The organism is Microbacterium sp. PAMC21962 (genome assembly GCF_019443465.1).
In the GTDB taxonomy this organism is placed as follows: Bacteria; Actinomycetota; Actinomycetes; order Actinomycetales; family Microbacteriaceae; genus Microbacterium; species Microbacterium hominis.
Genome location: NZ_CP080381.1, coordinates 2,929,832 through 2,954,387 on the forward strand (window position 1 = coordinate 2,929,832; position 24,556 = coordinate 2,954,387).

12 protein-coding genes are annotated in these 24,556 nt (G+C 71.9%); 11 read left to right on the forward strand and 1 reads right to left on the reverse strand.

Features of this window, described 5'->3' with window-relative positions; genetic code table 11:
* The first annotated feature begins 126 nt into the window (after positions 1 to 126).
* The 6 genes from pxpA (at position 127) to KY498_RS13840 (ending at position 14,251) form a co-directional block, all read left to right on the forward strand.
* Positions 127 to 882, forward strand: a complete 756-nt coding sequence (gene pxpA / locus KY498_RS13815; protein ID WP_191009086.1) for a 5-oxoprolinase subunit PxpA — start codon at positions 127 to 129, stop codon at positions 880 to 882.
* Positions 879 to 2,519 (forward strand): 5-oxoprolinase subunit PxpB, encoded by a 1,641-nt coding sequence (pxpB, locus tag KY498_RS13820; protein ID WP_191009085.1) that lies wholly within the window; start codon positions 879 to 881, stop codon positions 2,517 to 2,519. The genes pxpA and pxpB overlap by 4 nt, the downstream gene beginning before the upstream one ends.
* A gap of 262 nt (positions 2,520 to 2,781) precedes the next feature.
* Positions 2,782 to 6,282: a DNA-directed RNA polymerase subunit beta gene (gene rpoB / locus KY498_RS13825; RefSeq protein ID WP_101306901.1), complete on the forward strand. Its 3,501-nt coding sequence runs from the start codon at positions 2,782 to 2,784 to the stop codon at positions 6,280 to 6,282.
* Between the two features lie 39 nt (positions 6,283 to 6,321).
* Positions 6,322 to 10,197 (forward strand): DNA-directed RNA polymerase subunit beta', encoded by a 3,876-nt coding sequence (rpoC, locus tag KY498_RS13830; protein WP_060958393.1) that lies wholly within the window; start codon positions 6,322 to 6,324, stop codon positions 10,195 to 10,197.
* Positions 10,198 to 10,375: 178 nt separating this feature from the next.
* Complete coding sequence (locus KY498_RS13835) at positions 10,376 to 10,975, forward strand: hypothetical protein (protein ID WP_191009084.1); 600 nt, start codon at positions 10,376 to 10,378, stop codon at positions 10,973 to 10,975.
* Positions 10,976 to 11,065: 90 nt separating this feature from the next.
* Positions 11,066 to 14,251, forward strand: a complete 3,186-nt coding sequence (locus KY498_RS13840) for a hypothetical protein (RefSeq protein WP_191009083.1) — start codon at positions 11,066 to 11,068, stop codon at positions 14,249 to 14,251.
* Positions 14,252 to 14,254: 3 nt separating this feature from the next.
* On the opposite strand, the gene KY498_RS13845 is transcribed toward KY498_RS13840, so the two are convergent.
* A complete protein-coding gene (locus KY498_RS13845) occupies positions 14,255 to 14,917 on the reverse strand; it encodes a hypothetical protein (protein ID WP_191009082.1) in 663 nt (220 codons plus the stop codon).
* A 127-nt stretch (positions 14,918 to 15,044) separates the two neighbouring features.
* On the opposite strand from KY498_RS13845, the gene KY498_RS13850 reads away from it, so the two are divergent.
* The 5 genes from KY498_RS13850 (at position 15,045) to KY498_RS13870 (ending at position 24,552) form a co-directional block, all read left to right on the forward strand.
* Entirely contained in the window at positions 15,045 to 15,998 is a 954-nt protein-coding gene (locus KY498_RS13850; RefSeq protein WP_101306898.1) for an ABC transporter, read from the forward strand.
* Positions 15,998 to 16,489 (forward strand): hypothetical protein, encoded by a 492-nt coding sequence (locus KY498_RS13855; RefSeq protein WP_191009081.1) that lies wholly within the window; start codon positions 15,998 to 16,000, stop codon positions 16,487 to 16,489. Before KY498_RS13850 ends, KY498_RS13855 begins: the two co-directional genes overlap by 1 nt.
* Before the next feature lie 128 nt (positions 16,490 to 16,617).
* Positions 16,618 to 17,283 (forward strand): hypothetical protein, encoded by a 666-nt coding sequence (locus tag KY498_RS13860; RefSeq protein ID WP_060958399.1) that lies wholly within the window; start codon positions 16,618 to 16,620, stop codon positions 17,281 to 17,283.
* 181 nt (positions 17,284 to 17,464) lie between these two features.
* On the forward strand, positions 17,465 to 18,613 hold the full coding sequence (locus tag KY498_RS13865) for a serine/threonine-protein kinase (RefSeq protein WP_060958400.1): 1,149 nt from the start codon (positions 17,465 to 17,467) through the stop codon (positions 18,611 to 18,613).
* A complete protein-coding gene (locus KY498_RS13870; RefSeq protein WP_191009080.1) occupies positions 18,610 to 24,552 on the forward strand; it encodes an Ig-like domain-containing protein in 5,943 nt (1,980 codons plus the stop codon). The genes KY498_RS13865 and KY498_RS13870 overlap by 4 nt, the downstream gene beginning before the upstream one ends.
* The last annotated feature ends 4 nt before the right edge of the window (positions 24,553 to 24,556 follow it).

Consider the following 24,556-nt stretch of genomic DNA (forward strand, 5'->3'; position numbering starts at 1 on the left):
CAGCGTGCACAACTCCGCCTCGACCTGCCCCATCACCCGCGCGAGCCTCGTCTTGCAACAAGGAGGAGGAGTTGTGGACGTCGGCTGCGTGCGCCGCGCCGAGGACCCCGCGGGTACGCTCGGAGCGTGGCGGTCATCGATCTCAACGCCGATCTGGGCGAGACGGTCGACGGGGTGCCCACCGGCGACGACGACGCGATGTTCGCGGTGATCTCGAGCGCCTCGATCGCCTGCGGCGGCCACGCCGGCGACGCCGCCGCGATGCGCGCGGCGGTCGAACGCTCCACGGCGACGGAGGTCGCGATCGGCGCGCACCCGTCCTATCCCGACCGGGCCGGCTTCGGGCGGACGCGGCTCGCGATCGCCTCGGCCGACCTGCGGGCGAGCCTCGACGCGCAGCTGTCCGCGCTCGCCGCCGCGGGCGCCGACATCCGCTACGTCAAGCCGCACGGCGCGCTCTATCACGCGGTCCGCGACGACGCTGCCCACGCCGGGGCGGTCGTCGGCGCCGTCGCCGCGCTGTCCGCCCGGCTCGGGCGCGCCGTCCCGATCCTCGGCCTCGACGGCCTCATCGCCGCCGAGGCGGCTCGCGCCGGGCTGCCCTTCCGCCGCGAGGCGTTCCTGGATCGCGGCTATCTGCCCGACGGCGCGCTCGTCCCGCGCGGAGCGCCCGGCGCCCTCCTCCACGACCCGGGTCAGGTCGCCGACCGCGCCGTGCGGCTCGCGCGCGACGGCGTGGTCGAGGCCGTCGACGGCACCCTGCTCGACACCGGCGCGGTGTCGCTGTGCGTGCACGGCGACTCCCCGGGCGCGGTCGAGATGGCCCGCGCCGTGCGGCGCGCCCTGGATGCCGCGGGCATCGCGGTCGCGCCGCCGTGGTGACCGACGCCGTCTCCGTCCGCCCGTTCGGCGACCGCGGCCTGCTCGTCGAGACGGATGGGCTCGAGCGCGTGCTCGCCCTCCACGCGCGGCTGTCGTCCGGGCGCATCGACGGGGTCGTCGACCTCGTCCCGGCCGCGCGGACGGTGCTGGTGGTCGTCGATCCCGCCGTTCTGCCGCTGACGGCGGCGCGAGCGTGGATCGCCGCGGCCGTCGCCGACGGGACGCCCGCGCCGGCGCGCACGCCCCGCACGGTCGAGATCCCGGTGGTCTACGACGGCGACGACCTCGCGGAGGCGGCATCCCTGCTCGAGATCCGCCCCGCCGAGCTGGTGCGCCGGCACGCCGCTGCGCGCTGGACGGTCGCCTTCACGGGCTTCGCGCCGGGGTTCGGCTATCTCGTGAGCCCCGACTGGCGGTTCGACGTGCCGCGACGTGCACGTCCGCGCCCCCGTGTTCCGGCCGGCGCGGTCGGCCTCGCCGGCGCGTTCTCCGGCGTGTACCCCCGCGCGACGCCCGGCGGGTGGCAGCTGATCGGCACGACCTCGGCGCCGCTGTTCGATCCGGATGCCGCGACACCCGCGCTCCTCCAGCCCGGCGATCTCGTCCGCTTCGTGCCCCTCTCCGCCGCCTCCGCGACGCCCGCCGTGTCCGCGAGACCGCGATTGCGCACCGAGACATCGCATGCCGGGCGTGGTCTCAGTGCGCCGATGGTTTCTCACGGGCGCGCAGCAGCCCCCGCGGGCGGACGAGCGGATGCGGATGCGGCCGCGATCCGCGTCCTCGCGCCGGGGCTGCTCGCCACCGTGCAGGACCAGGGGCGGCCGGGCGCGCTCGCGGCGGGCGTCGCGGTCTCCGGAGCCGCCGATCGGGCGGCACTGCGGACGGCGAACCGGCTCGTCGGCACCGACGAGAACGCCGCCGGCATCGAGATCACGATGGGCGGGTTCCGCGCCGTACGCGAGGCCTCGGCATCCGACGACGTCTGGTTCGCGGTCGCCGGGGCGTGGGGTCCGGTCCTCCTGGACGGTCGCCCGGTCGACCCGTATGCGGCCCATCGCTGGCCGCCGGGTGCGGAGCTGCGCATCGACTGGTTCGATCACGGCGCGCGCGGCTACCTCGCCCTGCGCGGCGGCGTCGAGGCCGCGCGGCTGTGGGGCTCGCGCGCGACCGACACCCTCGCCGGTCTCGGGCCGTCGCCGCTCTCGGCGGACACGGCGCTCGTCGTCGGCGACGCCGTGGCGGGGCCCCTCCCCGCCGACGACCTGCGGCCGTGGAGCCCGCCCGGCGCCGACCTCGAGGTCGCGCTCGCCCCCGGCCCGCGCGCACACCTGGTCCGCACGCTCGCGCCGCTCTACGACGCCGTGTGGACCGTGTCCGCACAGGCCGACCGCGTCGGCATCCGTCTGGACGGACCGGGGCTCGAGCGCACCGACACCGCCGAGATTCCGAGCGAGGGGATGCTCCCGGGGGCGATCCAGGTGCCCCCGGACGGGCGCCCCGTCATCCTCGGGCCCGACGGTCCGGTGACGGGCGGCTATCCCGTCGTCGCGGTCGTCACGGACGCCGACCGCGACGCGCTCGGCCAGGCGCGGCCGGGCACCCGCATCCGCTTCCGCCACGCACGGACGGTCCTCTGAGCGGCTCCGCACGGTGCCGGGCGGACGCTGCGTCGCGCGTTTATACCGCAGCATCCGGCACGCGTCAAGAATCGACTGGACATGGCGCGTCGCCCGGACTATAGTGGGTAGTTGCGCTCCCTTCCCCCATGCCCTCATATGGTGGTCGGCTTGTGCCTGTGCGCCCCCGACATGTCGGGGTGTGTTGCGCAGGAGTGGAACGGAGCACTCCACCTGACGACAAGGAAACCAGCCCCTGCCCGGGCTCATGGAGGTAATCCCCTTGGCTGCTGCGCGCAACGCAACCAATTCCACCACCACCCCCAAGAACGGCCGCGGCGCATCGCGCCTGTCGTTCGCCAAGATCTCCGACACGCTGACGGTCCCCGACCTTCTCGCGCTGCAGACGGAGTCCTTCGACTGGCTCGTCGGCAACGACGCCTGGAAGGCTCGCGTCGCAGAGGCGAAGGAGACCGGTCGCACCGACGTGCCCGAGACCAGCGGCCTCGAGGAGATCTTCGAGGAGATCTCGCCGATCGAGGACCTCGGCGAGACGATGCAGCTGAGCTTCACGAACCCGTACCTGGAGCCGGAGAAGTACTCGATCGAGGAGTGCAAGGAGCGCGGCAAGACGTACGCCGCGCCGCTGTACGTCGAGGCCGAGTTCATGAACCACCTCACCGGTGAGATCAAGACCCAGACGGTCTTCATGGGCGACTTCCCCCTGCAGACCGGCAAGGGCACGTTCATCATCAACGGCACCGAGCGTGTCGTCGTCTCCCAGCTGGTCCGCAGCCCGGGCGTCTACTTCGACAAGACCCCCGACAAGACCAGCGACAAGGACATCGTCTCGGCGCGCGTCATCCCCAGCCGTGGCGCATGGCTCGAGTTCGAGATCGACAAGCGCGACCAGGTGGGCGTGCGCATCGACCGCAAGCGCAAGCAGTCCGTCACCGTCTTCCTCAAGGCCCTCGGCCTGTCGAGCGAGGACATCCTCGCCGAGTTCGCCGGCTACGAGTCGATCGCCGACACGCTGAGCAAGGACACGATCCTCACCAAGGAGGACGCGCTCCGCGACATCTACCGCAAGCTCCGTCCGGGCGAGCAGGTCGCCGCCGAGGCCGCCCGCGCGCTGCTGGACAACTTCTACTTCAACCCGAAGCGCTACGACCTGGCCAAGGTGGGTCGCTACAAGATCAACCAGAAGCTCGGCCTCGACAAGCCGCTGAGCGACTCGGTGCTCACCGTCGACGACATCGTCGCGACGATCAAGTACCTCGTCGCCCTCCACAACGGCGACACGACGATCCCGGGTGTCCGGGGCGGTCAGGCCGCGGAGATCCGTCTCGACGTCGACGACATCGACAACTTCGGCAACCGTCGCATCCGCGCCGTCGGCGAGCTCATCCAGAACCAGGTCCGCACGGGTCTGTCCCGCATGGAGCGCGTCGTCCGCGAGCGCATGACCACGCAGGACATCGAGGCCATCACGCCGCAGACCCTGATCAACGTGCGCCCCGTCGTCGCCGCGATCAAGGAGTTCTTCGGAACCTCGCAGCTGTCGCAGTTCATGGACCAGAACAACCCGCTCGCGGGTCTGACCCACAAGCGCCGCCTGTCGGCCCTGGGCCCCGGCGGTCTGTCGCGTGAGCGCGCCGGCGTCGAGGTCCGCGACGTCCACCCGTCGCACTACGGCCGCATGTGCCCGATCGAGACGCCGGAAGGCCCGAACATCGGTCTGATCGGCTCGCTCGCCTCGTTCGCCCGCATCAACGCGTTCGGCTTCATCGAGACGCCGTACCGCCGCGTGGTCGAGGGCAAGGTCACCGACCAGATCGACTACCTCACGGCATCCGAGGAGAACGACTACATCGTCGCGCAGGCGGGCGCCGAGCTCGCCGCCGACGGCTCGTTCGCCACCGAGCGCGTCCTCGCCCGCCGCGGCAAGGGCGGCGAGGTCGACCTGTTCCACGCCGACGAGATCGGCTACATGGACGTCTCGCCGCGCCAGATGGTGTCGGTCGGCACCTCGCTCATCCCGTTCCTCGAGCACGACGACGCCAACCGCGCCCTCATGGGTGCGAACATGCAGCGTCAGGCCGTGCCGCTGCTGCGCAGCGACTCGCCGTTCGTCGGAACCGGTATGGAGGGCTACGCCGCGATCGACGCCGGTGACGTCATCACCGCCGACAAGGCCGGTGTCGTCATGGAGGTCTCCGCCGACGTCGTCACCGTGCAGCTCGACGAGGGCGGCACGAAGGACTACTTCCTGCGCAAGTTCGACCGCTCCAACCAGGGCAACTCCTACAACCAGCGCGTCATCGTCTCGGCGGGCGACCGGGTCGAGGTCGGCGAGGTCATCGCCGACGGCCCCGCCACCGAGAACGGCGAGCTGGCGATCGGGAAGAACCTGCTCGTCGCGTTCATGACGTGGGAGGGTCACAACTTCGAGGACGCCATCATCCTCAGCCAGGACCTCGTCAAGAACGACACCCTCTCCTCGATCCACATCGAGGAGTACGAGGTGGATGCTCGCGACACCAAGCTCGGCAAGGAGGAGATCACCCGTGACCTCCCCAACGTCAGCCCCGACCTGCTGAAGGACCTCGACGAGCGCGGCATCGTCCGCATCGGCGCCGAGGTGCGTCCCGGCGACATCCTCGTCGGCAAGGTCACGCCCAAGGGCGAGACCGAGCTGAGCGCCGAGGAGCGCCTGCTGCGCGCGATCTTCAACGAGAAGAGCCGCGAAGTCCGTGACACCTCGCTGAAGGTGCCCCACGGCGAGCAGGGCACGATCATCGCCGTCAAGGAGTTCAACGCCGAGGACGGCGACGACGAGCTGGGCTCGGGCGTCAACCGTCGCGTCGTGGTCTACATCGCCCAGAAGCGCAAGATCACCGAGGGTGACAAGCTCGCCGGCCGTCACGGCAACAAGGGCGTCATCGCGAAGATCCTCCCCGTCGAGGACATGCCGTTCCTCGCGGACGGCACGCCGGTCGACGTCGTGCTCAACCCGCTCGGCATCCCGGGTCGAATGAACTTCGGCCAGGTGCTGGAGACCCACCTCGGGTGGATCGCCAAGCAGGGCTGGAAGGTCGAGGGCACCCCGGAGTGGGCCGTGCACCTGCCCGAGGAGGCCCGCGAGGCCGCTCCCGGCACGAAGGTCGCGACCCCGGTGTTCGACGGCGCGCACGAGGCGGAGATCGCGGGTCTGCTCGACTCGACGCTGCCCAACCGCGACGGCGAGCGTCTCATCGACAGCTCGGGCAAGACGACGCTGTTCGACGGCCGCTCCGGCGAGCCGTTCCCGGCGCCCATCTCGGTCGGCTACATGTACATCCTGAAGCTGCACCACCTCGTGGACGACAAGATCCACGCGCGTTCGACCGGCCCCTACTCGATGATCACCCAGCAGCCGCTCGGTGGTAAGGCGCAGTTCGGCGGTCAGCGCTTCGGTGAGATGGAGGTGTGGGCCCTCGAGGCCTACGGCGCCGCGTACGCGCTCCAGGAGCTCCTGACGATCAAGTCGGACGACATCGTCGGCCGCGTGAAGGTCTACGAGGCCATCGTCAAGGGCGAGAACATCCAGGAGCCCGGCATCCCCGAGTCGTTCAAGGTGCTCATGAAGGAGATGCAGTCGCTCTGCCTGAACGTCGAGGTCCTCTCGGCCGACGGCACCGCGGTGAACCTCCGTGACACGGATGACGAGGCCTTCCGCGCCGCGGAGGAGCTCGGCATCAACATCTCCAGCCGTTTCGAGTCCTCGTCCATCGACGAGATCTGACCCGGCCGTTACGAAACTTTCTGAGACACAGGAGAACCAGTGCTCGAGTCCACCACTTTCGATCAGCTTCGCATCGGCCTGGCCACCGCTGACGACATCCGTCGTTGGTCGTACGGCGAGGTCAAGAAGCCCGAGACCATCAACTACCGCACCCTGAAGCCCGAGAAGGACGGTCTGTTCGGCGAGCAGATCTTCGGACCTTCCCGCGACTGGGAGTGCGCCTGCGGCAAGTACAAGCGCGTCCGCTTCAAGGGCATCGTCTGCGAGCGCTGCGGCGTCGAGGTCACCAAGAGCTCGGTCCGCCGTGAGCGCATGGGCCACATCGAGCTCGCCGCCCCCGTCACCCACATCTGGTACTTCAAGGGCGTGCCCTCGCGCCTCGGATACCTGCTGGACATGGCGCCGAAGGACCTCGAGAAGGTCATCTACTTCGCCGCGTACATGGTGATCTCGGTCGACGAGGACGCCCGCCACCGCGACATGCCCACGCACGAGGCGAACCTCCGCCTCGAGATCAAGAACCTCGGCGACCGCCGCGACGCCCGTGTGGCGACGCGTCTGGCCAAGCTGGAGGAGGAGCTCGCGGCCCTCGAGGCCGAGGGCGCCAAGGCCGACCAGAAGAAGAAGGTCAAGGACGCCGCCGAGAAGGAGATGGCCTCCATCCGCAAGAACGCGGACGACCAGGTCGCCAAGCTCGAGCGCATGTGGGACGAGTTCCGCGGCCTCGAGGTCGGCCAGCTCAAGCAGGAGGACGACGTCTTCCACGAGCTGCAGGACCGCTTCGGCCAGTACTTCGAGGCCTACATGGGCGCGGAGTCGATCCAGCGTCGCCTCCAGGCGTTCGACCTGGCCGCCGAGGCCGAGTCGCTGCACCTGCAGATCTCCGAGGGCAAGGGCCAGCGCAAGATCCGCGCGATCAAGCGCCTCAAGGTCGTCAACTCGTTCCTGCAGACCGGCATGAGCCCGGCCTCCATGGTGCTCGACGTCGTCCCGGTGATCCCGCCGGAGCTGCGTCCGATGGTCCAGCTCGACGGTGGCCGCTTCGCCACCAGCGACCTGAACGACCTGTACCGCCGCGTGATCAACCGCAACAACCGTCTCCGTCGCCTGATCGACCTCGGTGCCCCCGAGATCATCGTCAACAACGAGAAGCGGATGCTGCAGGAGGCCGTCGACGCGCTGTTCGACAACGGCCGCCGCGGTCGCCCCGTCACCGGCACCGGCAACCGTGCGCTGAAGTCGCTGTCCGACATGCTCAAGGGCAAGCAGGGCCGCTTCCGTCAGAACCTGCTCGGCAAGCGCGTGGACTACTCGGGCCGTTCGGTCATCATCGTCGGCCCGCAGCTCAAGCTCCACCAGTGCGGCCTGCCCAAGCAGATGGCGCTGGAGCTGTTCAAGCCGTTCGTGATCAAGCGCCTGATCGACCTCGGTCACTCGCAGAACATCAAGGCGGCCAAGCGTGCCGTCGAGCGCACGCGTCCCGAGGTCTGGGACGTGCTCGAGGAGATCATCCGCGAGCGTCCCGTGCTGCTCAACCGTGCGCCCACGCTGCACCGTCTCGGGATCCAGGCCTTCGAGCCTCAGCTCGTCGAGGGTAAGGCCATCCAGCTGCACCCGCTCGTCTGCGCCGCCTTCAACGCGGACTTCGACGGCGACCAGATGGCCGTGCACCTGCCGCTGTCGGTCGAGGCCCAGGCCGAGGCCCGCGTGCTGATGCTCGCGTCGAACAACATCCTCAAGCCGTCGGACGGCCGTCCGGTCACCCTGCCTTCGCAGGACATGATCATCGGCCTCCACCACCTGACCACGGTCAAGGAGGGCGCCGCGGGCGAGGGGCGCGTGTTCGGCTCGGTCGGCGAGGCGATCCTGGCGAAGGACGAGGGCACCCTCGACCTGCAGGCCAAGGTGCGCATCCGCATCCCCGGTCTGACCTTCCTCGAGGGCGAAGCCCCCGAGGGCTACGAGCGCCACGGTCTCGTGGACGCCTCGCTCGGTCAGGCGATCTTCAACGACACGCTCCCCAAGGGCTACCCGTTCGTGCGCGAGCAGGCCGACAAGGGCAAGCTGTCGCAGATCGTCAACAAGCTGGCCGAGGAGTACCCCAAGGTCGAGGTCGCGGCATCCCTGGACCGCATCAAGGACGCCGGCTTCTACTGGGCCACGCGCTCGGGTGTCACCGTCGCGCTCAGCGACATCCTGACCCCGCCGAACAAGGGCGAGATCATCGCCAAGTACGAGAAGCAGGCGCAGAAGGTCCAGGGCCAGTTCGAGAAGGGTCTCGTGACCGACGCCGAGCGTCGTCAGGAGCAGATCAAGATCTGGACCGAGGCGACCGACGAGGTGCAGGCGGCCATGAAGGCCAACTTCCCGGCCGACAACACCATCAACCGCATGGTGAGCTCGGGCGCCCGTGGTAACTGGCTGCAGATCCGTAACATCGCCGGTATCCGAGGCCTGGTCAACAACACCAAGGGTGAGATCATGCCCCGCCCGATCATCTCCTCGTACCGCGAGGGGCTGTCGGTGGCGGAGTACTTCACCGCGACGCACGGTGCCCGTAAGGGTCTGGCCGACACGGCCCTCCGTACGGCCGACTCGGGTTACCTGACGCGTCGTCTCGTGGACGTCTCGCAGGACGTCATCATCCGTGAGGACGACTGCGGCACCTCCAAGGGCCTCGAGTTCACGATCGCCGCTCCGGGTGCCGACGGCACGCTGGTGCGCGACGCGAACGTCGAGAACTCGGTGTTCGCCCGTACCCTCGCCGCCGACGTGGTCGCGCCCTCGGGCGAGATCGTCGCGGAGGCCGGGGACGACGTGGGCGACGTGCTCATCGACAAGCTCGTGGCCGCCGGCGTCGAGACCATCAAGGTCCGCTCGGTGCTCACGTGCGACTCGGCCGTCGGTGTCTGCGCGAAGTGCTACGGCCGTTCGCTCGCGACCGGCAAGCTCGTCGACATCGGTGAGGCCGTGGGCATCATCGCGGCGCAGTCGATCGGTGAGCCCGGCACGCAGCTGACGATGCGTACCTTCCACACCGGTGGTTCCGCGTCGGCCGACGACATCACGCAGGGTCTGCCCCGTGTGCAGGAGCTGTTCGAGGCGCGTACCCCCAAGGGCGCGTCCCCGATCGCCGAGGCCGACGGTGTCATCAAGATCGATGAGACCGACAAGGCCAAGAAGGTCATCCTGACGCCCGATAACGGCGACGAGCCGCACGTCTACCCCGTCCTGAAGCGCGCGACGCTTCTCGTCGAGGAGGGCCAGCGCGTCACGGTCGGTCAGCCGATCCTCGTCGGAACGCTCGACCCCAAGGAGGTCATGCGCGTGCAGGGTGCCCGCGAGGTGCAGAAGTACCTCGTCGGCGGCGTGCAGGGCGTGTACCGCTCGCAGGGTGTGCCGATCCACGACAAGCACATCGAGGTCATCGTGCGCCAGATGCTGCGGAAGGTCACCGTGGTCGACCACGGCGACACGACGCTGCTTCCGGGTGAGCTGGTCGACTTCAAGCGCTACCAGCAGATCAACCGCGAGGCCGTGGCCGAGGGCAAGCGCCCCGCGTCGGGCCGTCCGGAGCTGATGGGTATCACGAAGGCGTCGCTCGCGACGGAGTCGTGGCTGTCGGCGGCATCGTTCCAGGAGACCACCCGCGTCCTGACGCAGGCGGCCATGGAGGGCAAGAGCGACCCGCTCGTCGGCCTCAAGGAGAACGTCATCATCGGAAAGCTCATCCCCGCCGGCACCGGCCTTGCGAAGTACCGCAACGTCGTGGTCGAGGCGACGGAGGAGGCTAAGAGCGAGCGGTACCCCAACCGCATCTTCGCCTCGGACGGCGCGTACAGCGACGCCGACCTGAGCTATGTCGACTTCGACAGCTTCTCGACGGACGACTTCACGCCCGGCACCTACAACTGATCGCGAGCGAAGGGCCCCAGGACGCGTTCCTGGGGCCCTTCGCCGTTCCCGCGAGCCGCCACGACCCGGCCGAGCCGCCATCCCCCGGTACGTCCGGGCGATGGCGGCTCGCACGGATGTTGGCGGCTCGCGCACGGCGCGGGGGGTGACCCCCCGCGGGGCGGGCTAGCCTGAGGACATGGCCCGGATCGGCGGCAGGAACGCCCTCTTCGCGTGGGTCGTCGGCATCGGATGCGCGGCGACCGTGGGTGCCTTGGCGTACCTCGCGATCCCGATGATCCCGGCATCCGTCTCGTGGGTCGGCGGCGCCGTCCAGGGGCCGGCCACCTCGAAACCGGTCGCGGCCGCCGACGATGAGGCGGCGGGCGTCCCCACCGACTGCGCCGGACTGTACGACGAGGCCCTCTGGGCCGCACTGCGCTTCACCCGGGGTGCGGTGCTCACCCCCTCGACCGACGCGCCGACCACGACGGCCGGCCAGCTCGTCACGGCGCTGCAGCCGCAGGTCACGTTCACCTGCTTCTGGCACGCCGACGCCGGCAGCGTCTCCACGACGCTCGCGACGGTGCCGACGGATGCCGGACCTCTCGCCGCCGCCGCGCTCCCCGCCGCGGGGTTCTCCTGCACGACGGAGAAGGAGCGCACCCGCTGCAGCCGGACCGACGGCGACCTCACCGAGACGATCGAGGCCGGCGGCGGGCTGTGGCTGTCCACGAGCGAGAACGCGTGGCATCCGTCGGACTACGTGACCCGCACCGCCAAGCGCGTCTGGGGATGACCGCCACCGCGTCGGCGTCGGGCTCGGCGTCCGGCTCGGCGTCGCTATGCTGAGCGGAAATGTCAGCGCGATAAAGGGCGAGGATCTCGGATGGGATTGGTGTTCGATCTCGCCGAGGCATTGAATCTCGGGTGGGGGGCGGCCACCGGCGAGGCCGCGACCTCGATCCGTGAGGCCCTCGCCGATCGCGCTTTCCGCCGTGCCGTCGTCGCGGACGTGGAGCGGTCGGCGGGGACCTCCTCCGCGGTGCTCACGACGAAAGTCGCGAAGCACCCGTCTTTCCTGGCGTGGCTCGGCGCCGGCGCGGCATCGCCCCTCGATCAGTATCTCGACGACGACACGCTGCGCGCGCTCGGGGTCCGCGATGCGGCCGACGCGAGTGTGATCGGCGCGGCGCTTCGTGAGAGTCTGCGCGCGAGTGCGATCCGTTTCGCCTCGTGGACCGAACGTCAGCTGCTCGCCGACGCGGCGGCGATGCAATCGTCGCTCGGTGTCATTCAGGAGCTGCTGACCGCGCACCTGCTCGCCTCCACGTCTCGCGCGTTCGCCAGTCACGGTCGATACACCGCACTGCTGCAGCGTCGCAGCGGCGGCCAGGTCGCCGGCGCCCACGAGTACATCGACCCCGCACCGGATCATCCGGCGCACCGCGAGAACATCTGGCGTCGACTCTCCTCGGACGACGGCTGCGCCCTGCTCCTCAAAGGAGTGGGGGGCGCGGGAAAGACCCGGTTGCTGCTCGAGATCGCCGCTCGGGCGCATCGCACCGGCTGGCATGTCATCCATCTCCTGCACACGCCGTCGAGCACCGTCAGCGACCTCGAGGCCGTGGTCCTGGCCAGCACCGCGCCCGTACTCGTCCTGATCGACTATCCCAATGAGCTCGACGGGTTCGCGCTGCACGAGCTACGCGACCAGCTCCTGCCCGAGGCGCGCGATCACGGCATCCAGGTGTCGTTCCTCGCCGCGGCGCGCCCCGGCTGGCTCGCGACATCGCCCGACCTCGGCCCCTTCGAGATCGTGGCCATCGACAACAGCGAGCAGCATCAGCAACGTGTCTCCCACGCCATCGCGTTGTCCGTCGCCCCCACCGCGGCCGTTCAGCTGGGAGACGAAGAGTTCCGACGGCTCGTCGGGTCGCGTCCCATGATCGCGACCCTCATCGCCCGCCAGCTCGAGGCCCTCGCGCGGGACGCTCCGCTGCGCGCCAGCGAGACGTCCGCGATTCGCAGCGGTGATCTCGGTGACTGGCTGCGCCGGAGGTTCGCCGACGACGGCTACGCGGGCACACGGACCGCGCGACTGGCGGAGCGCAGAGAGTTGCCGCCCGCTCTCTGCGTCGCGGTGGCCCTCGTCGCCGCCACCCCCGCCTCGACGGATGTCGCGCTGCGCGGCGCGAGCGGGGTTTGCGAGGCCGTGGGCGAGCACGATCCGGATCTCTTCGCCCGACGCACGCTGGATCATCTGGTGACGGCGGGGTGGGTCGCCGTCGCCGACGGCCAGGTGGCCTCGATCCACGACACCGTGGTGGATCACCTGATGTCGGAGGTCGTCGAGAGCGACATCCAGAACGGGCGCCGCGAGTACGCGGGCGTGGTGTTCACCTCGGTGGCCGCTCACCTCCCTTCCGCGGCGAGCCTGCTCCTGCACCTCCAGCGCTACGCGACGGATGCCGCCACCTCCGGGCGTGCGACCCCGCAAGAGCGCTCCCTCTATCTGCGGGGCTGGGCGGAGGCGGCCTTTCCGGTCCTGCGGGCCGCCGTCCTCCAGACGAACGACGGCGAGCTTGCGGCCGTCCTGCGCCTCCTTCTCGATCCTCGCTTGAGGACGGAGGACACCGCCTCGCTGGTCGGCGACTGCTGGCGCGAGTGGTGCCGGCTCCACGGCACCGAAGAGACGGCGCAGAATGTGCTCGCGTCGCTCATCGGCAACGTCGAGTTCAGTCGACTCGAGTGGGTTCGGTCGGCTGTCGAGGAATGGCTCGCTCTCTACGGCACACGGCCGTCGGCCCTCATGCTCATCGCCAGGATCGCCGGCACCGCGACGAGGCAGGACAGCGAGTGGGTCAGCTCTGTGATCGTCCCGTGGCTCAGCGCGAACGAGGCGGCGCCGCAGGCGCGTCGCGTCCTCGTGACGCTCGTCCAGTCCCCCGCGGCGGCTGGGATGCCCACCGTGCGCCAGAGCACCGCCCGGTGGCTCGAGGTCAACGGCGACGACGTCGATGCGCGTACGGTCCTGGCCGAGATCGTCGGTCACGCGCCGTTGTATCCCGCGGAAGAACTCCAGGGGTGGGTCTCCTCCTGGCTGGCGCTCCACGGGCGCACACCGGAGGCTCGCGGCGTTCTCTCGAGACTGGTCGGTCAGAGTCTGCTCTGCACCGAAGAGTGGGTACGCGTCGCGGTCGAGTCGTGGTTGGAGGTCTGGGGCACGTCGAGAGAAGCCCGCAGCATCCTGGGCAATGTCATCGCGCAGAACCAGCTCCGCACGCAGCCGTGGGCACAGGCGGCCGCGTCCCGCTGGCTCGACGCCTACGGCGATTCCGCGGAGGCGCGCGTGATCATCACCCGCCTCATCGAGCAGCCCGACCTGCGCGAGAGGCAGTGGGTGCAGACCGCGCTGCGCACCTGGATCGACGCGCACGGCGACGACGCCGACACGCTCGACGTCCTGGCGCGACTGATCGAGCAGGACGACTTCGCGTCCGCCGACTGGGTGCATTCCGATGCCCGCCGGTGGCTTGAGGCCCACGGAACGGAGAAGGGCGCCCGCGGCATCCTGCTTCGTCTGCTCGAGAACGACGACCTTCATGTCGTGCCCTGGGTCCACGACGCCATCCGACGGTGGCTCGACCACCACGGTGCGTCCGCCGATGCGCGCCCGCTGCTCGCTCGTGCCTGCCAACGTGAGGCGCTGCGCACCGCGCCGTGGGTCGAAGACGCCGTGCGCAGGTGGCTTCAGGACCACACGATGGATGCCGGCGCTCGAGAGCTCCTCGGAGCCCTGCTCTACGACGCCGACTACCGGCGCGCCGCCTGGGTGCTCGACCCCGTGCGGTCGTGGTTGCGGGTGCACGGGACTCGCCCCGAGGCCCGGTCGCTCCTGAAACACCTGCTGTACTTCCCCGCACTGGGGGCGACGGACTGGGTCCAGGGCGCCGTGGACACGTGGGTCGCCCACAACCCCCGCGACCGGGCGGCCACCGTGCTGATGCGGGAGGCGCGACGAAACCGTCACCGGGACGATCGGTGGGGCGCCCTCAGCGCGTGGGAGGGATGACGGCTACCGCGTCGGCGTCGGGCTCGGCGTCGGGGCGCTCGTCCGCGGTGGAGATCCCGCCGGCGGCCACAGCGCGTCGATGACCGCGTCGGTGTAGCCGGCGGGAGCGAGGTTGGAGTACTGCGTGTCGACGATGACGCCGTCGCGGTAGAACAGAGTGCGTCCCTCCTCCACGGCGAGCGTCGGCGACTGCCAGGTCTTCTCGCAACGGATGCCGCCGTGCGGCTCGTAGCACGTGTAGCCGTCGTTGCCGAGGGCGTAGAGGGCGTCGCGCGCCTCACGATCGGGGGAGTAGCCGATGAGGGTCACGAGCCGTGTGGCGACCGCCCCGGGCTCACCCCAGACGCACACCCGGGTGCTGTCGGAGCGGATGCCGCCGCCCATCCCGTCCGCGTTCAGCGGCACCCCGTCCAGCTCCTTCAGCACCGTCGCCGTGAGGATGTCGCGGCATCCCTGCGGAAGGTCGGCGGGCAGCGCGGTCGTGGACGTCGAGGCGCCCATGGGGAACGCGGCGAGGGTCAGCGCGGGAGAGGGGGTCGCGGGGGCCGCGCTGGCCGTCGCGCCCGAGGTCGTGGCGCCGCCGTCCGGCACGCCGGCGCAGGCGCTGAGACCCGTGACCGCGAGCAGCGTGAGGCCGAGAGCGGCGAGGCGAGGGCGAACGGTCATGCGCTCACGATAGGCGGCCCACGGGCGCCGGGGGTCGAGACACGTCGGCATGGCTCCGCTCCGGCGCGCGGGGTGCGGGTTACGCTCGCTGTGCGGCGGCACACGTCCCGCGTGAGGAGCACACGCCATGAGCGACCCCAAGTACGGCGAACCGATCGAGGAGCCGACCCCGGTCGAGACCACGTCGGTGGACGACGCCGTCGCGAGCGCCCACGCCGGCCTCGCCGACGCGGAGGCCGCCTCTCGGGAGGCCGCGGTCGACGAGCCCGTCGTGTCGGCTGAGCCCGCGGACGCCGAGGTTCCCGCCGCGCCTGCCGCCCCGGTCGCGGACGCTCCCCGCGACGCCCCCGAGACCGTCGCCGCGGCCGAGACGGCACCCGCCGCCCCGGTCTACGGCTCCTCGTACGCCGACGACCCGGTCGATGAGGCCTATGTGCCCGGTGCGTACTCCGGCGCCGCGGCCGAGACCGTCGTCGTCGCCGAGCCCGTCGCTCCCGTCGTGGCGCCGGCGCCGCAGCCGATCTTCGTCCAGGCCCCCGAGCCGCCGCGTCTGCGCGGCAACCGCGGTGCGGCCGGTGCGATCGGCCTCCTCGCCGCCGTCTCCTTCGGGGTGCTGTACCTCGGCGCGGCCCTCGGTCTGAAGGCCATCACGGGCGACGTCACGGGAGCCAACATCGGCACGGCGGCGCTCGCGGCCGTGCAGTCGTGGTGGCTGTGGGTGCCGGTGGTCGTCTTCTTCCTCGGGTTCTGGCTGCTGGGCGCGATCATCAACCGCGGCCGCTGGGGTCACTGGGTGGTCTTCGGTCTGCTCGTGGGCGTCGTGGCGTATGCCGGCCACCTGCTGGGGCAGCTGTTCCAGGCTCCGTTCTGGACGCTGACGGCGCGACAGGGTGCGGATCTCGTCCAGGGCCAGCTGCTGGCGCCGCTAGCGATCGTCGCCTTCGTGCTCGGCCGCGAGCTCACGATCTGGTTCGGCGCCTGGGTCGCCGCGCGCGGCAAGCGCGTGACGGAGCTGAACGACGAGGCGCAGCGCGAGTACGAGCGCACGCTCGAGGCGGGCCCGCGACTGCACCAGAGCTGATGTCGGGGTCGCGCGATCCCCGCGCCGGAGACGGCGGCGGCGTCGCGCCCCCGATCGCGACGGCGTTCGCCGTCGTGGGCTTCTTCGCGCTGCTGATCGCCGGGTTCGGCATGCTGAGCCTGTTCAGCGGCGCCGAGGTGCTCCCGGTGACGGGGCTCGGGCAGCTGCCCGGCGTGGGCGGTGCGGTGCTGGCGCTCGCGGCGTTCGCGTCGACGACGTGGCTCGCCGTCCGGCCGGCCCGACCGCGGTACGTCGCCGTCCTCACGGTCGTCGTCGCGACGTTCCTCGCGTATCTTCTCGGCGTGCTGGTCGGGGCGGTGCTCGGGGGCACGGATGCCGCGCGCACCGCGGCTGCGATCGGCGGGTTCGCGACCTCGTGGTTCGCCGTGGTCCTGGCATCCGCCGCCCTCGTGGCGGGCTGGGTCGCCGTCGCCCTCGTGCGCACCAGTGCCGATCGTCCGCGCTGGCCGTGGGAGGGCGACGAGGACTGAGCCCTGGGCTGCCGGCGACGCCGCGGGCACACCCTCGCGGCGTCCTCCGAGCAGGATTCGACAGCGCCTGCGGCGGATGCCGCGACGCAAATCCGCCGGGAACGGCCCGGAACCGCGACAATGGACCCGTGGAGCGGTCGATCGAGACCCAGGTCAGCCAGGCGGTGGACGCGTGGCTGCGCTGGCTGCCGCGCTGGGAGCCCTCCACGCATCGGGGCCGCGTCGCGCCGTGCCGGCGCTGTTTCGGCTCGCCGGTGCTGTCGGCGGCGGGTCTCGGCTCCGACGTCCCGCACGGTGTGCAGCATGGGCTGTCGACCCGCATCAAGACCATCGTCGACCACGCGGTCGCGGACTACACATCCCGCAACCTCCCGATGCTGCAGGCCGAGCTCGACCAGCAGGCGGCGCGCAACCGCGCCCGCAGCTACCGTCCCGCGGAGGGCTTGGACCCCGAGTTCGAGGGCCTGCCGATGGATCCCGATCCCGTTCCCGGGGCCCCCTTCCTCTTCACCATCGGCGGTCTCGCCGAGGAGGCGGACGCCGACATCCCCGCCCTTCCGCCCCTGAGCGACGAGGCGAAGGCCGCGCTGCGCCAGGAGGTGGGTCTCGCCGACGACTACGCCAACATGGTCGGTCGCGAGGTGTGCGCCGTGCTGCTGCACCACCGGCTGCGCATCCAGGCCGCGATCGCCGAATACGTCGAGCCGCAGATCACGGCGATGCTGGAGGAGCTCACGCGTTCGCTGGATGCCCCGTTCGACCCGCACGCCGACCCCGGCCTGCCCGACCTGTAGCTCCCCCCGCCCCCGCGAGCCGCTATCCGTTCGCCGAACCGCTACCGCGTGGCCCGTCCGGAGCGTGGCGGCTCGGCCGAGACGTGGCGGCTCGGCGGAGGGGCTATCCGGGGGTTTTGTTAGCATGGCCGGGTCGTCGACGTCGTCGGGGACCGGGTCCGTGAGATGACTGAGGGGTGCCATGACGCGCAGGCTCCCGTCTGCGCCGCCGCAGCTGCCGGGGCTGGACTATGTGCGTCCACTGGGGTCCGGCGGTTTCGCCGACGTCTTCCTGTATCAGCAGGACATGCCCCGGCGCGCCGTCGCGGTGAAGGTGCTGCCGGCGGGGGAGCGCGATCCCGATCTGCTGCGCATGTTCAACGCCGAGGCCGACGTGCTCGCGCATCTGTCCGCGCATCCCGCCATCGTCACCGTCTACCAGGCGGGCATCTCGGCCGACGGGCGCCCGTACATCGTCATGGAGTACTGCCCCGGCTCGCTCGCCCAGCGCTACCGCATCGAGCGGATGCCGGTCGACGAGGTGATGGCGGTCGCCGTGCGCCTGGCGGGAGCGCTGGAGTCCGCGCACCGGGCGGGGCTCATCCACCGCGACATCAAGCCGAGCAACATCCTCGTCACGAGCTTCGGGTCGGCGGTCCTGGCCGACTTCGGCATCTCGTCGTCGCTGCAGCGCAGCGCGGCCTCCGACGTGCTCGCGATGTCGATCCCGTGGAGTGCGCCCGAGGTCGTCGCCGAGCACAGCGGCGGCACGATCGCGAGCGAGGTCTGGAGTCTCGGCGCGACCGTGTACTCCCTGCTCGCCGGGCACAGCCCGTTCGAGCGTCGCGAGAAGGAGCAGAACACCCGCGAGCTCATGCGGCGCCGCATCGCTCGCGCGACCTTCGTCCCGATCCCGCGCCCCGACGTCCCCGACGCGCTGCAGCAGGTGCTCGCGACGGCCATGACCCGCGATCCCGACCGTCGCTACGCGTCGGCGAGCGCGTTCGGTGAAGCCATCCGCGACGTGCAGCGGTCGGTCGGACTCGCGCCGACGCCGCTGGAGGTGCCGACCCAGGAGTGGATGCCGGCATCCGACGCCGTCGACTTCACCGACGTGTCCGCGCGCGGCCCGGCCCGCAGCCGCGTGGCAGAGGGCCGGCGCCGCGTTCCGACGGATGCCGTCGCGCGCCGCACCCCCAGCGCCGAGGACGACGCGACCGGGCTCAGCGCCTCGGAGCCGCGCAGGTTGTGGTCCCCACGCGTGATCGTGCTCTCCGTGGTCGGCGCGATCGTCGCGGTGGGCGGACTCCTCGCCGCCGGGGCCGCACTGTGGACGGTGATCGGCCCATGAAACGCGGGACGGTCGTGGGCCTCGCCGCCGCGGGCGCGGCGCTGGCGCTCATCGCCGGCGTGAGCGTGGTCTGGCCGGGCCTGGACGCCCAGCGCACGCCGCCGCGTCAGACCACGGCGTGGGTGCTGCAGGCCGACTCCCTGCGCTATGCCCGCGTGAACACCGCGATCGGTGAGATCGACACCGTGCGCGCCGTCAGCAACCCGAGCCGGATCGTCGGCGCCGCCGACGCCGCCTACATGTTCACCGACAGCGACGCGAAGGTCGTGCGGATCGACGACGCCGCGCCGGTCGATCTCGACGCGGACGGCCTGCGCTCGGCGACGGCGGCGCCGGCGGGGACCGCCGACATGGACGCCTCCGGCGACATCGTCGCCTACCGCACCGACGCGGGGACGGTGTTCGTGGGCAGGCTATCGGCGGGACCGGCGGCGGCGGTCGACGTGGCGGCCTCGGTGGCGGTGGCCGCCGAATCGGGCGGCACGGTCTTCAGCTATTCCGCGAGTGCCGGCACGGTGGCCCGCATCGACGCCGCCACCGGGAGCGTCCTGGCCACCGACACCGTCGCGGCCACGGTGGAGCGGCCCGTGCTCACGGGCGCCGGCGACGACTGGGTGCTCGTGGAGACGGGCGGGGCGGACGCGGGGCGGTTCTGGACGCGCGGCGGAAGCGGACGCGTGCCGATCGCCGGAGCGACGGCGGTGGGGCGTGCTTCGGCCGACGGCGACGCGGTGTACGTCGCCGACGAGTCCGGGCTCGTGCGCATCCCGGTGTCGGGCGACGGCGCGGAGCGGGTGTTCGGTGACAGCACGACCTCGCGCGGCACGCCGGCGCGCCCCGTCGTCCGCGAGGGCGTCGTGAGCGCGGCGTGGCTCGGCGAGGGCACGCGTGGCGGCACGCTGTGGACCTCGACCGGCGCGGACGTGCCGCTGGACTACGCCGGGCAGGGGCTCGGATCGCAGCGCCGACCGGTGTTCGTGGATGCCGGCGACGGCGTCGTCCTCAACGACGCCCGATCCGGGTGGGTGTGGTCGGTGCCCGACGGGCGGCTCCTTCCGTCGAGTCAGAACTGGGACATCGAGGACGACGTCCAGACCGCCCCGAAGACGAACGACCAGAAGCCGCCGCCGGTCATCGACCCGCGTCCGCCGGTGGCCCAGGACGATGCCTTCGGGGTGCGCCCCGGGGCTCTCGTGAGCCTGCCGGTGCTGCTGAACGACCACGATCCGAACGACGACGTGCTCGCCGTCGATCCGGCATCCGTCACGGGGCTGGACCCGGCCTTCGGAACGGTGACGACCACCGACGACCGCCAGCGCCTGGCGGTGCGGGTCGCGCCGGGGGCGTCGGGGACCGCCGCCTTCTCCTACGCCGTCACCGACGGGACCACCGCCGACGGGCTGCTGTCGCCGCCGGCGACCGTGACGCTGCGGGCGGTCTCCGACGAGGACAACTCCGCTCCGGTCTGGTGCGGCGTGGAGGCGTGCCGGCAGGACTGGCCGAGCCCGGAGGTGGCCCCCGGCGGAACCGTCAGCGTGCCCGTCCTCGGCGACTGGGTGGATCCCGAGGGCGATCCCGTGCTCCTGCTGTCGGCGACCGATGACTCCGGGCTCGGGCAGGTCGCCACGACGCCGGAGGGCGATGTCGTCTTCCAGCACCACGACACGGGTGTCGAGGGCGAGCAGGCCGCGTCGGTCACGGTGACCGTGGCCGATGTCCGCGGCGCCACGGCGACGCGGCAGCTCGTGATCCGCATCCGCGACGACGCGCAGCCGGTCGTGCAGTCGTTCGCCGTCGTCGACGTGGCCGGCTCGCGCGTGGCGGTGGACGTCGCGCCGCACGTGACCGGCACGGCGGGTGACCTCACCCTCACGGCGGCGCGCGTGCTCGACGACGCCGCCGCGACGGCGACGGTCGTCGGCGGCTCGACGACGTTCGACTTCGCCGCGGCATCCCCGGGCGCCTACCGCGTGGCCGTCACCGTCTCGGCGGGCGGACGCGAGGCGACCGGCACGGTGCGCCTCACACTCCTGGATGCCGCGGGTGCCGCGAACCTGTCGACCGCGCCGGTCGTCGCCTTCGTCCGGCCGCAGGCGGATGCGACGGTGGACGTGCTGGCCGCGGTGACCAACCCGACGCGGCGCGTGCTGCTGCTGAGCGATCCGGTCATCCGTCCGGCGACCGGAGCGTCGCTGTCCGCCGACATCGTGGCCCAGAGTCAGCTGCGGGTGTCGGGGACGACGCCCTCGGGCGCGTCGGGGCTGCTCGGCACCGTCTCGTACCGCGTCGGCGACGGGACGACCGACGACGGCTCGTCGGTGATCGGCGAGGCCACCGTGTACCTGCTGCCCCCCGCCGACGAGCAGGCGCCGATCGCGGTCGATGACCGTGTGGTCGTCCGCGCCGGCTCGCAGATCGACATCCCGGTGCTCGACAACGACGTCGCCGCCGTCGGGACCCGGCCGCGGCTGGACCCCGAGTCGATCGTCTCGTCGAGCCCCGACGCCCTCGCCTTCGCGGCCGGGGACGTGCTGCGCTACCTGGCGCCGACGACGCCGGGCGATTACACCGTGGAGTACCGCGCGTTCACGACCGGGGCCCCGGCCCTCGGTGACATCGCGACGGTCCGGATCCGCGTCGCGGGCGACGAGAGCAACCGCGATCCGCTGCCGCGCACCCTGTCCGGCCGTGTGCTCAGCGGCCTGTCGACGACCATCCCGTTCAGCGGCTTCGGCATGGATCCCGACGGCGACGTCGTGCGGCTGGACCGCATCGTCGACCAGCCGGCGCACGGCTCCGCCGTGATCTCCGCGGACGGGGCGTCGATCGTCTACTCGAGCGTCGCCGGCAGTTCCGGGCAGGACTCCTTCGCCTATCGCGTCGTCGACCCGTCGGGTCGGAGCGCCATCGGCACCGTGCGGGTGGGAGTGCTCGACGGCGAAGCCAGCCCCGCCCCCGTCACCTACACCGACTACGTGCAGGTGCAGGCCGGCGACGGCAACGTCATCCGCGTGCATCCGCTCGCGAACGACATCGATCCCCTGCAGGGGCGTCTCACGCTGGAGCGCGTGCGCCCCGACGTGCCCGAGTTCGCGCTCGACGGCACGCCGACCGCCGAGTTCGCGCGGCTGCAGGATCGGATCGTCGCGCAGAGCGAGGACGCGCTGACGATCGCCGCCGGCGCGTCTCCGGGGACGATGTCCTTCCTGTACGACGTCGTCTCCTCGTCGGGCAACACCGCCCGCGGCCTCATCGTCGTGAAGGTGGTCGCCCAGCGCGTCGCCGACTTCCCGGTCGTCTCCGACACCGTGCTCAGCGCCGACGGACGCGACGACCTGGCCCGCGGCATCGACGTGCTCGCCGGCAAGGCGGTGTGGTCCGGCGGCGACACGGACGAGCTCACCGTCGGGCTGTGGGGCGCCCCGGCCGGGATCACCGTCGACGGCACCCGCCTGCGCGGCAGCGTGGACGACGGCGCGCACCTCATCGCGTTCTCGGTCACCGGCCCCACCGTGGCCGGACCGGTGACCACCTACGCGTTCCTGCGGATCCCCGCCGTCGCCGACGCCCCGCTCACCCTCCGGCCGGGGTCGCCGCCGTTGACGGTGGGGGAGAACGCGCAGGCCGACGTCGACGTCAGCACGCTCGTCGCGGTGCCGCGCGGGCGCACGCTCGAGATGTCCGACGAGGTGCGCGCCTCCGGTGCGCGTGCGGCCGCGACGTGCACGGTGGTGTCGGGCACGACGCTGCGCTACACCGCGGGCGCGGACGCCCCCTGGACCGACGCCTGCCTCGTGCCGGTCCGGCTGTCCGGCCAGTCGACGTGGACCGTGCTGTCGATCGCGGTGGTCGTCACCCCGCTCGACCCCCAGCCGCGGCTGTCGCCGGCGGCCCTCGAGGTCGCCCCCGGCGACACCCAGGTGTTCGACCTCGGCGCGATGACGACCTGGCAGGGCCGTCCCGAGGCGATCGTCTACCGGATCGACGGCACACCGGCATCCTTCGACGTGTCGTTGCAGGGCGCCCAGCTCACCGTCCGCGGGCGCGACGCCGCCGTTCCCGGAACCGTCGAGGGCGTCGTGGTGCAGGTCGCCTCGCACCCGGGCGTCGCCCCCGCCCGCGTCTCGCTCCGCGTCGGCGCCGCGCCCTCGACCCTCCCGCAGGGCGGCGCGGTGCAGCAGCAGTGCAGCCAGGCGGCCGGCAGCTCGTGCACGATCGACGTCATCGGGGCCAACGGCGAGGTCAACCCGCTGCCGAGCACGCCGTTGCAGGTGGTCGCGGTGGCGCCGGCGGCGGCGTGCACGGGGGTCACGTTCGCGGTCGTCTCGCCGACGAGCGTCGTCGCCAGCTGGACCGACGACGCGCCGGGTGCGGCCTGCGCGGCGAGCTTCACGGTCCGCGACGCGCAGGGGCGCCAGAGCGCGAGCGCGCGCGACGGGCGCATCCTCCTCGACCTGCAGGGCTTCCCCCGCGCGCCGGCCAGCGTCGCGCAGTCCGCGTATGCGGACGGCAGCCTCACGCTGCGAGTGGACCCCGGACCGGCGCAGGCCGCCTATCCGGCTCTCACCGGCTTCGAGGTGCGTCAGGGCGGGCAGCGGGTCGCGGTGTGCACGCCGCAGGGCATCTGCCCGCCGATCAGCGCGCCCAACGGCGAGCAGCGCTCCTACGAGGCGGTGGCCGTCAACGCCGTCGGCGCCTCGCTGACGTCGGTGCGCACCACCGCGTGGGCCTACGATCCGCCCGCCGCTCCGACGGGCGGGAGCGCCGTCCCCGTCGTGGCGGGCGCGGACGGCGGCGTCGCGGCGCTGACGCTCACCGGTGTGGATGCCGCCGACACCGGCGCACTGCAGATCTCGAGCCCCTCCGGCGAGACGCGCACGATCGCCGTCGCCGCCGATCAGACCCAGGTGTCCGTCCCGACGTTCCGCGTCGGCGCGAACACCGCGACGCCCGTGACGGTGACCCCGGTCTCCCGCTACGCCGTCCCCCCGGGCCTTCCCGGCCCCGCGATCGGGAGCATGACGGTACAGGCCTACGGCATCGGCGCGCCCACCGGGGCGGCGCTGAGCCTGACGGCGGTGAACGTCGGCGGCGGCCGGGTCGACATCACCGCCGTCGGCACGGCGTCGCCGGGCGGCGACAACGCGCGCGTGCGCTACGGCATCGTGCGCGTGGACGGCCCGCCCGCCGCCGACGGTCCGGTCTCGGCGGACAGCTGTCGCACGAGCGAGGACGGCGCGCGGCGAGTCTTCGGCGACCTTCCGGACGGGCGGCTGTACACCTTCGTGCTCTGCGTCGAGTCCTGGTACGACGGGACGTCGTTCGGGCGGGCGACCGTCACGCAGCAGGTGCGCGCCACGCAGAGCGGCGCCGCGCCCACCGGCTACACCTTCGTGGTCGGGCCGACGGCCCACGTCAGCGGCAGCGGGAACGACGCCGGCCGGGCGACCTGGACGATCGATCAGACGCCGACCTCCCCCGAGACGCCGCCGAACGAGAACGACGTCGTCTTCCGGGGACTGCCGAGCAGCGTGTTCGACAAAGACCCCGGGATCGAGGTGCGCTACGAGCACAAGGACGGCTGGTGGCAGTCCGCCTGGGGGGCGGTGACCCCGGCGCCGGGCAGCGCCCCGTACCAGGTGCAGGCCTCGTGGACGCTCGGATCCTGCACGGGCGGAGCGACGCTCGAGCCCTCGGGCAGCTCGAGCGGCTCGCGCGCCGACATCGCCTTCGACGCCGCCGCCATCCGCTACTACGACCGCAACGACGCGCTCATCGCCCCCGGCGCCGACCCGTGGACGGTGCCGGCGGATGCCGCGCGCGTCGCCGGCATCCAGGTCGTCGTCGACTGGTCCGGCCAGGGCTGGAACCTGTCGCCGGCCACCGCAGAACTGTCCACCCGCTGCACGCCCTCCACCGCGCCCGACCCGGCCGGCTGACCCC

Excerpts from the sequence above, each read along its gene's own strand:
- KY498_RS13835 (WP_191009084.1), top strand. The coding sequence starts at position 10,376 with ATGGCCCGGATCGGCGGCAGGAACGCCCTCTTCGCGTGGGTCGTCGGC.
- KY498_RS13840 (WP_191009083.1), top strand. The coding sequence starts at position 11,066 with ATGGGATTGGTGTTCGATCTCGCCGAGGCATTGAATCTCGGGTGGGGG.
- KY498_RS13845 (WP_191009082.1), bottom strand. The coding sequence starts at position 14,917 with ATGACCGTTCGCCCTCGCCTCGCCGCTCTCGGCCTCACGCTGCTCGCG.
- KY498_RS13850 (WP_101306898.1), top strand. The coding sequence starts at position 15,045 with ATGAGCGACCCCAAGTACGGCGAACCGATCGAGGAGCCGACCCCGGTC.
- KY498_RS13855 (WP_191009081.1), top strand. The coding sequence starts at position 15,998 with ATGTCGGGGTCGCGCGATCCCCGCGCCGGAGACGGCGGCGGCGTCGCG.
- KY498_RS13865 (WP_060958400.1), top strand. The coding sequence starts at position 17,465 with ATGACGCGCAGGCTCCCGTCTGCGCCGCCGCAGCTGCCGGGGCTGGAC.
- KY498_RS13870 (WP_191009080.1), top strand. The coding sequence starts at position 18,610 with ATGAAACGCGGGACGGTCGTGGGCCTCGCCGCCGCGGGCGCGGCGCTG.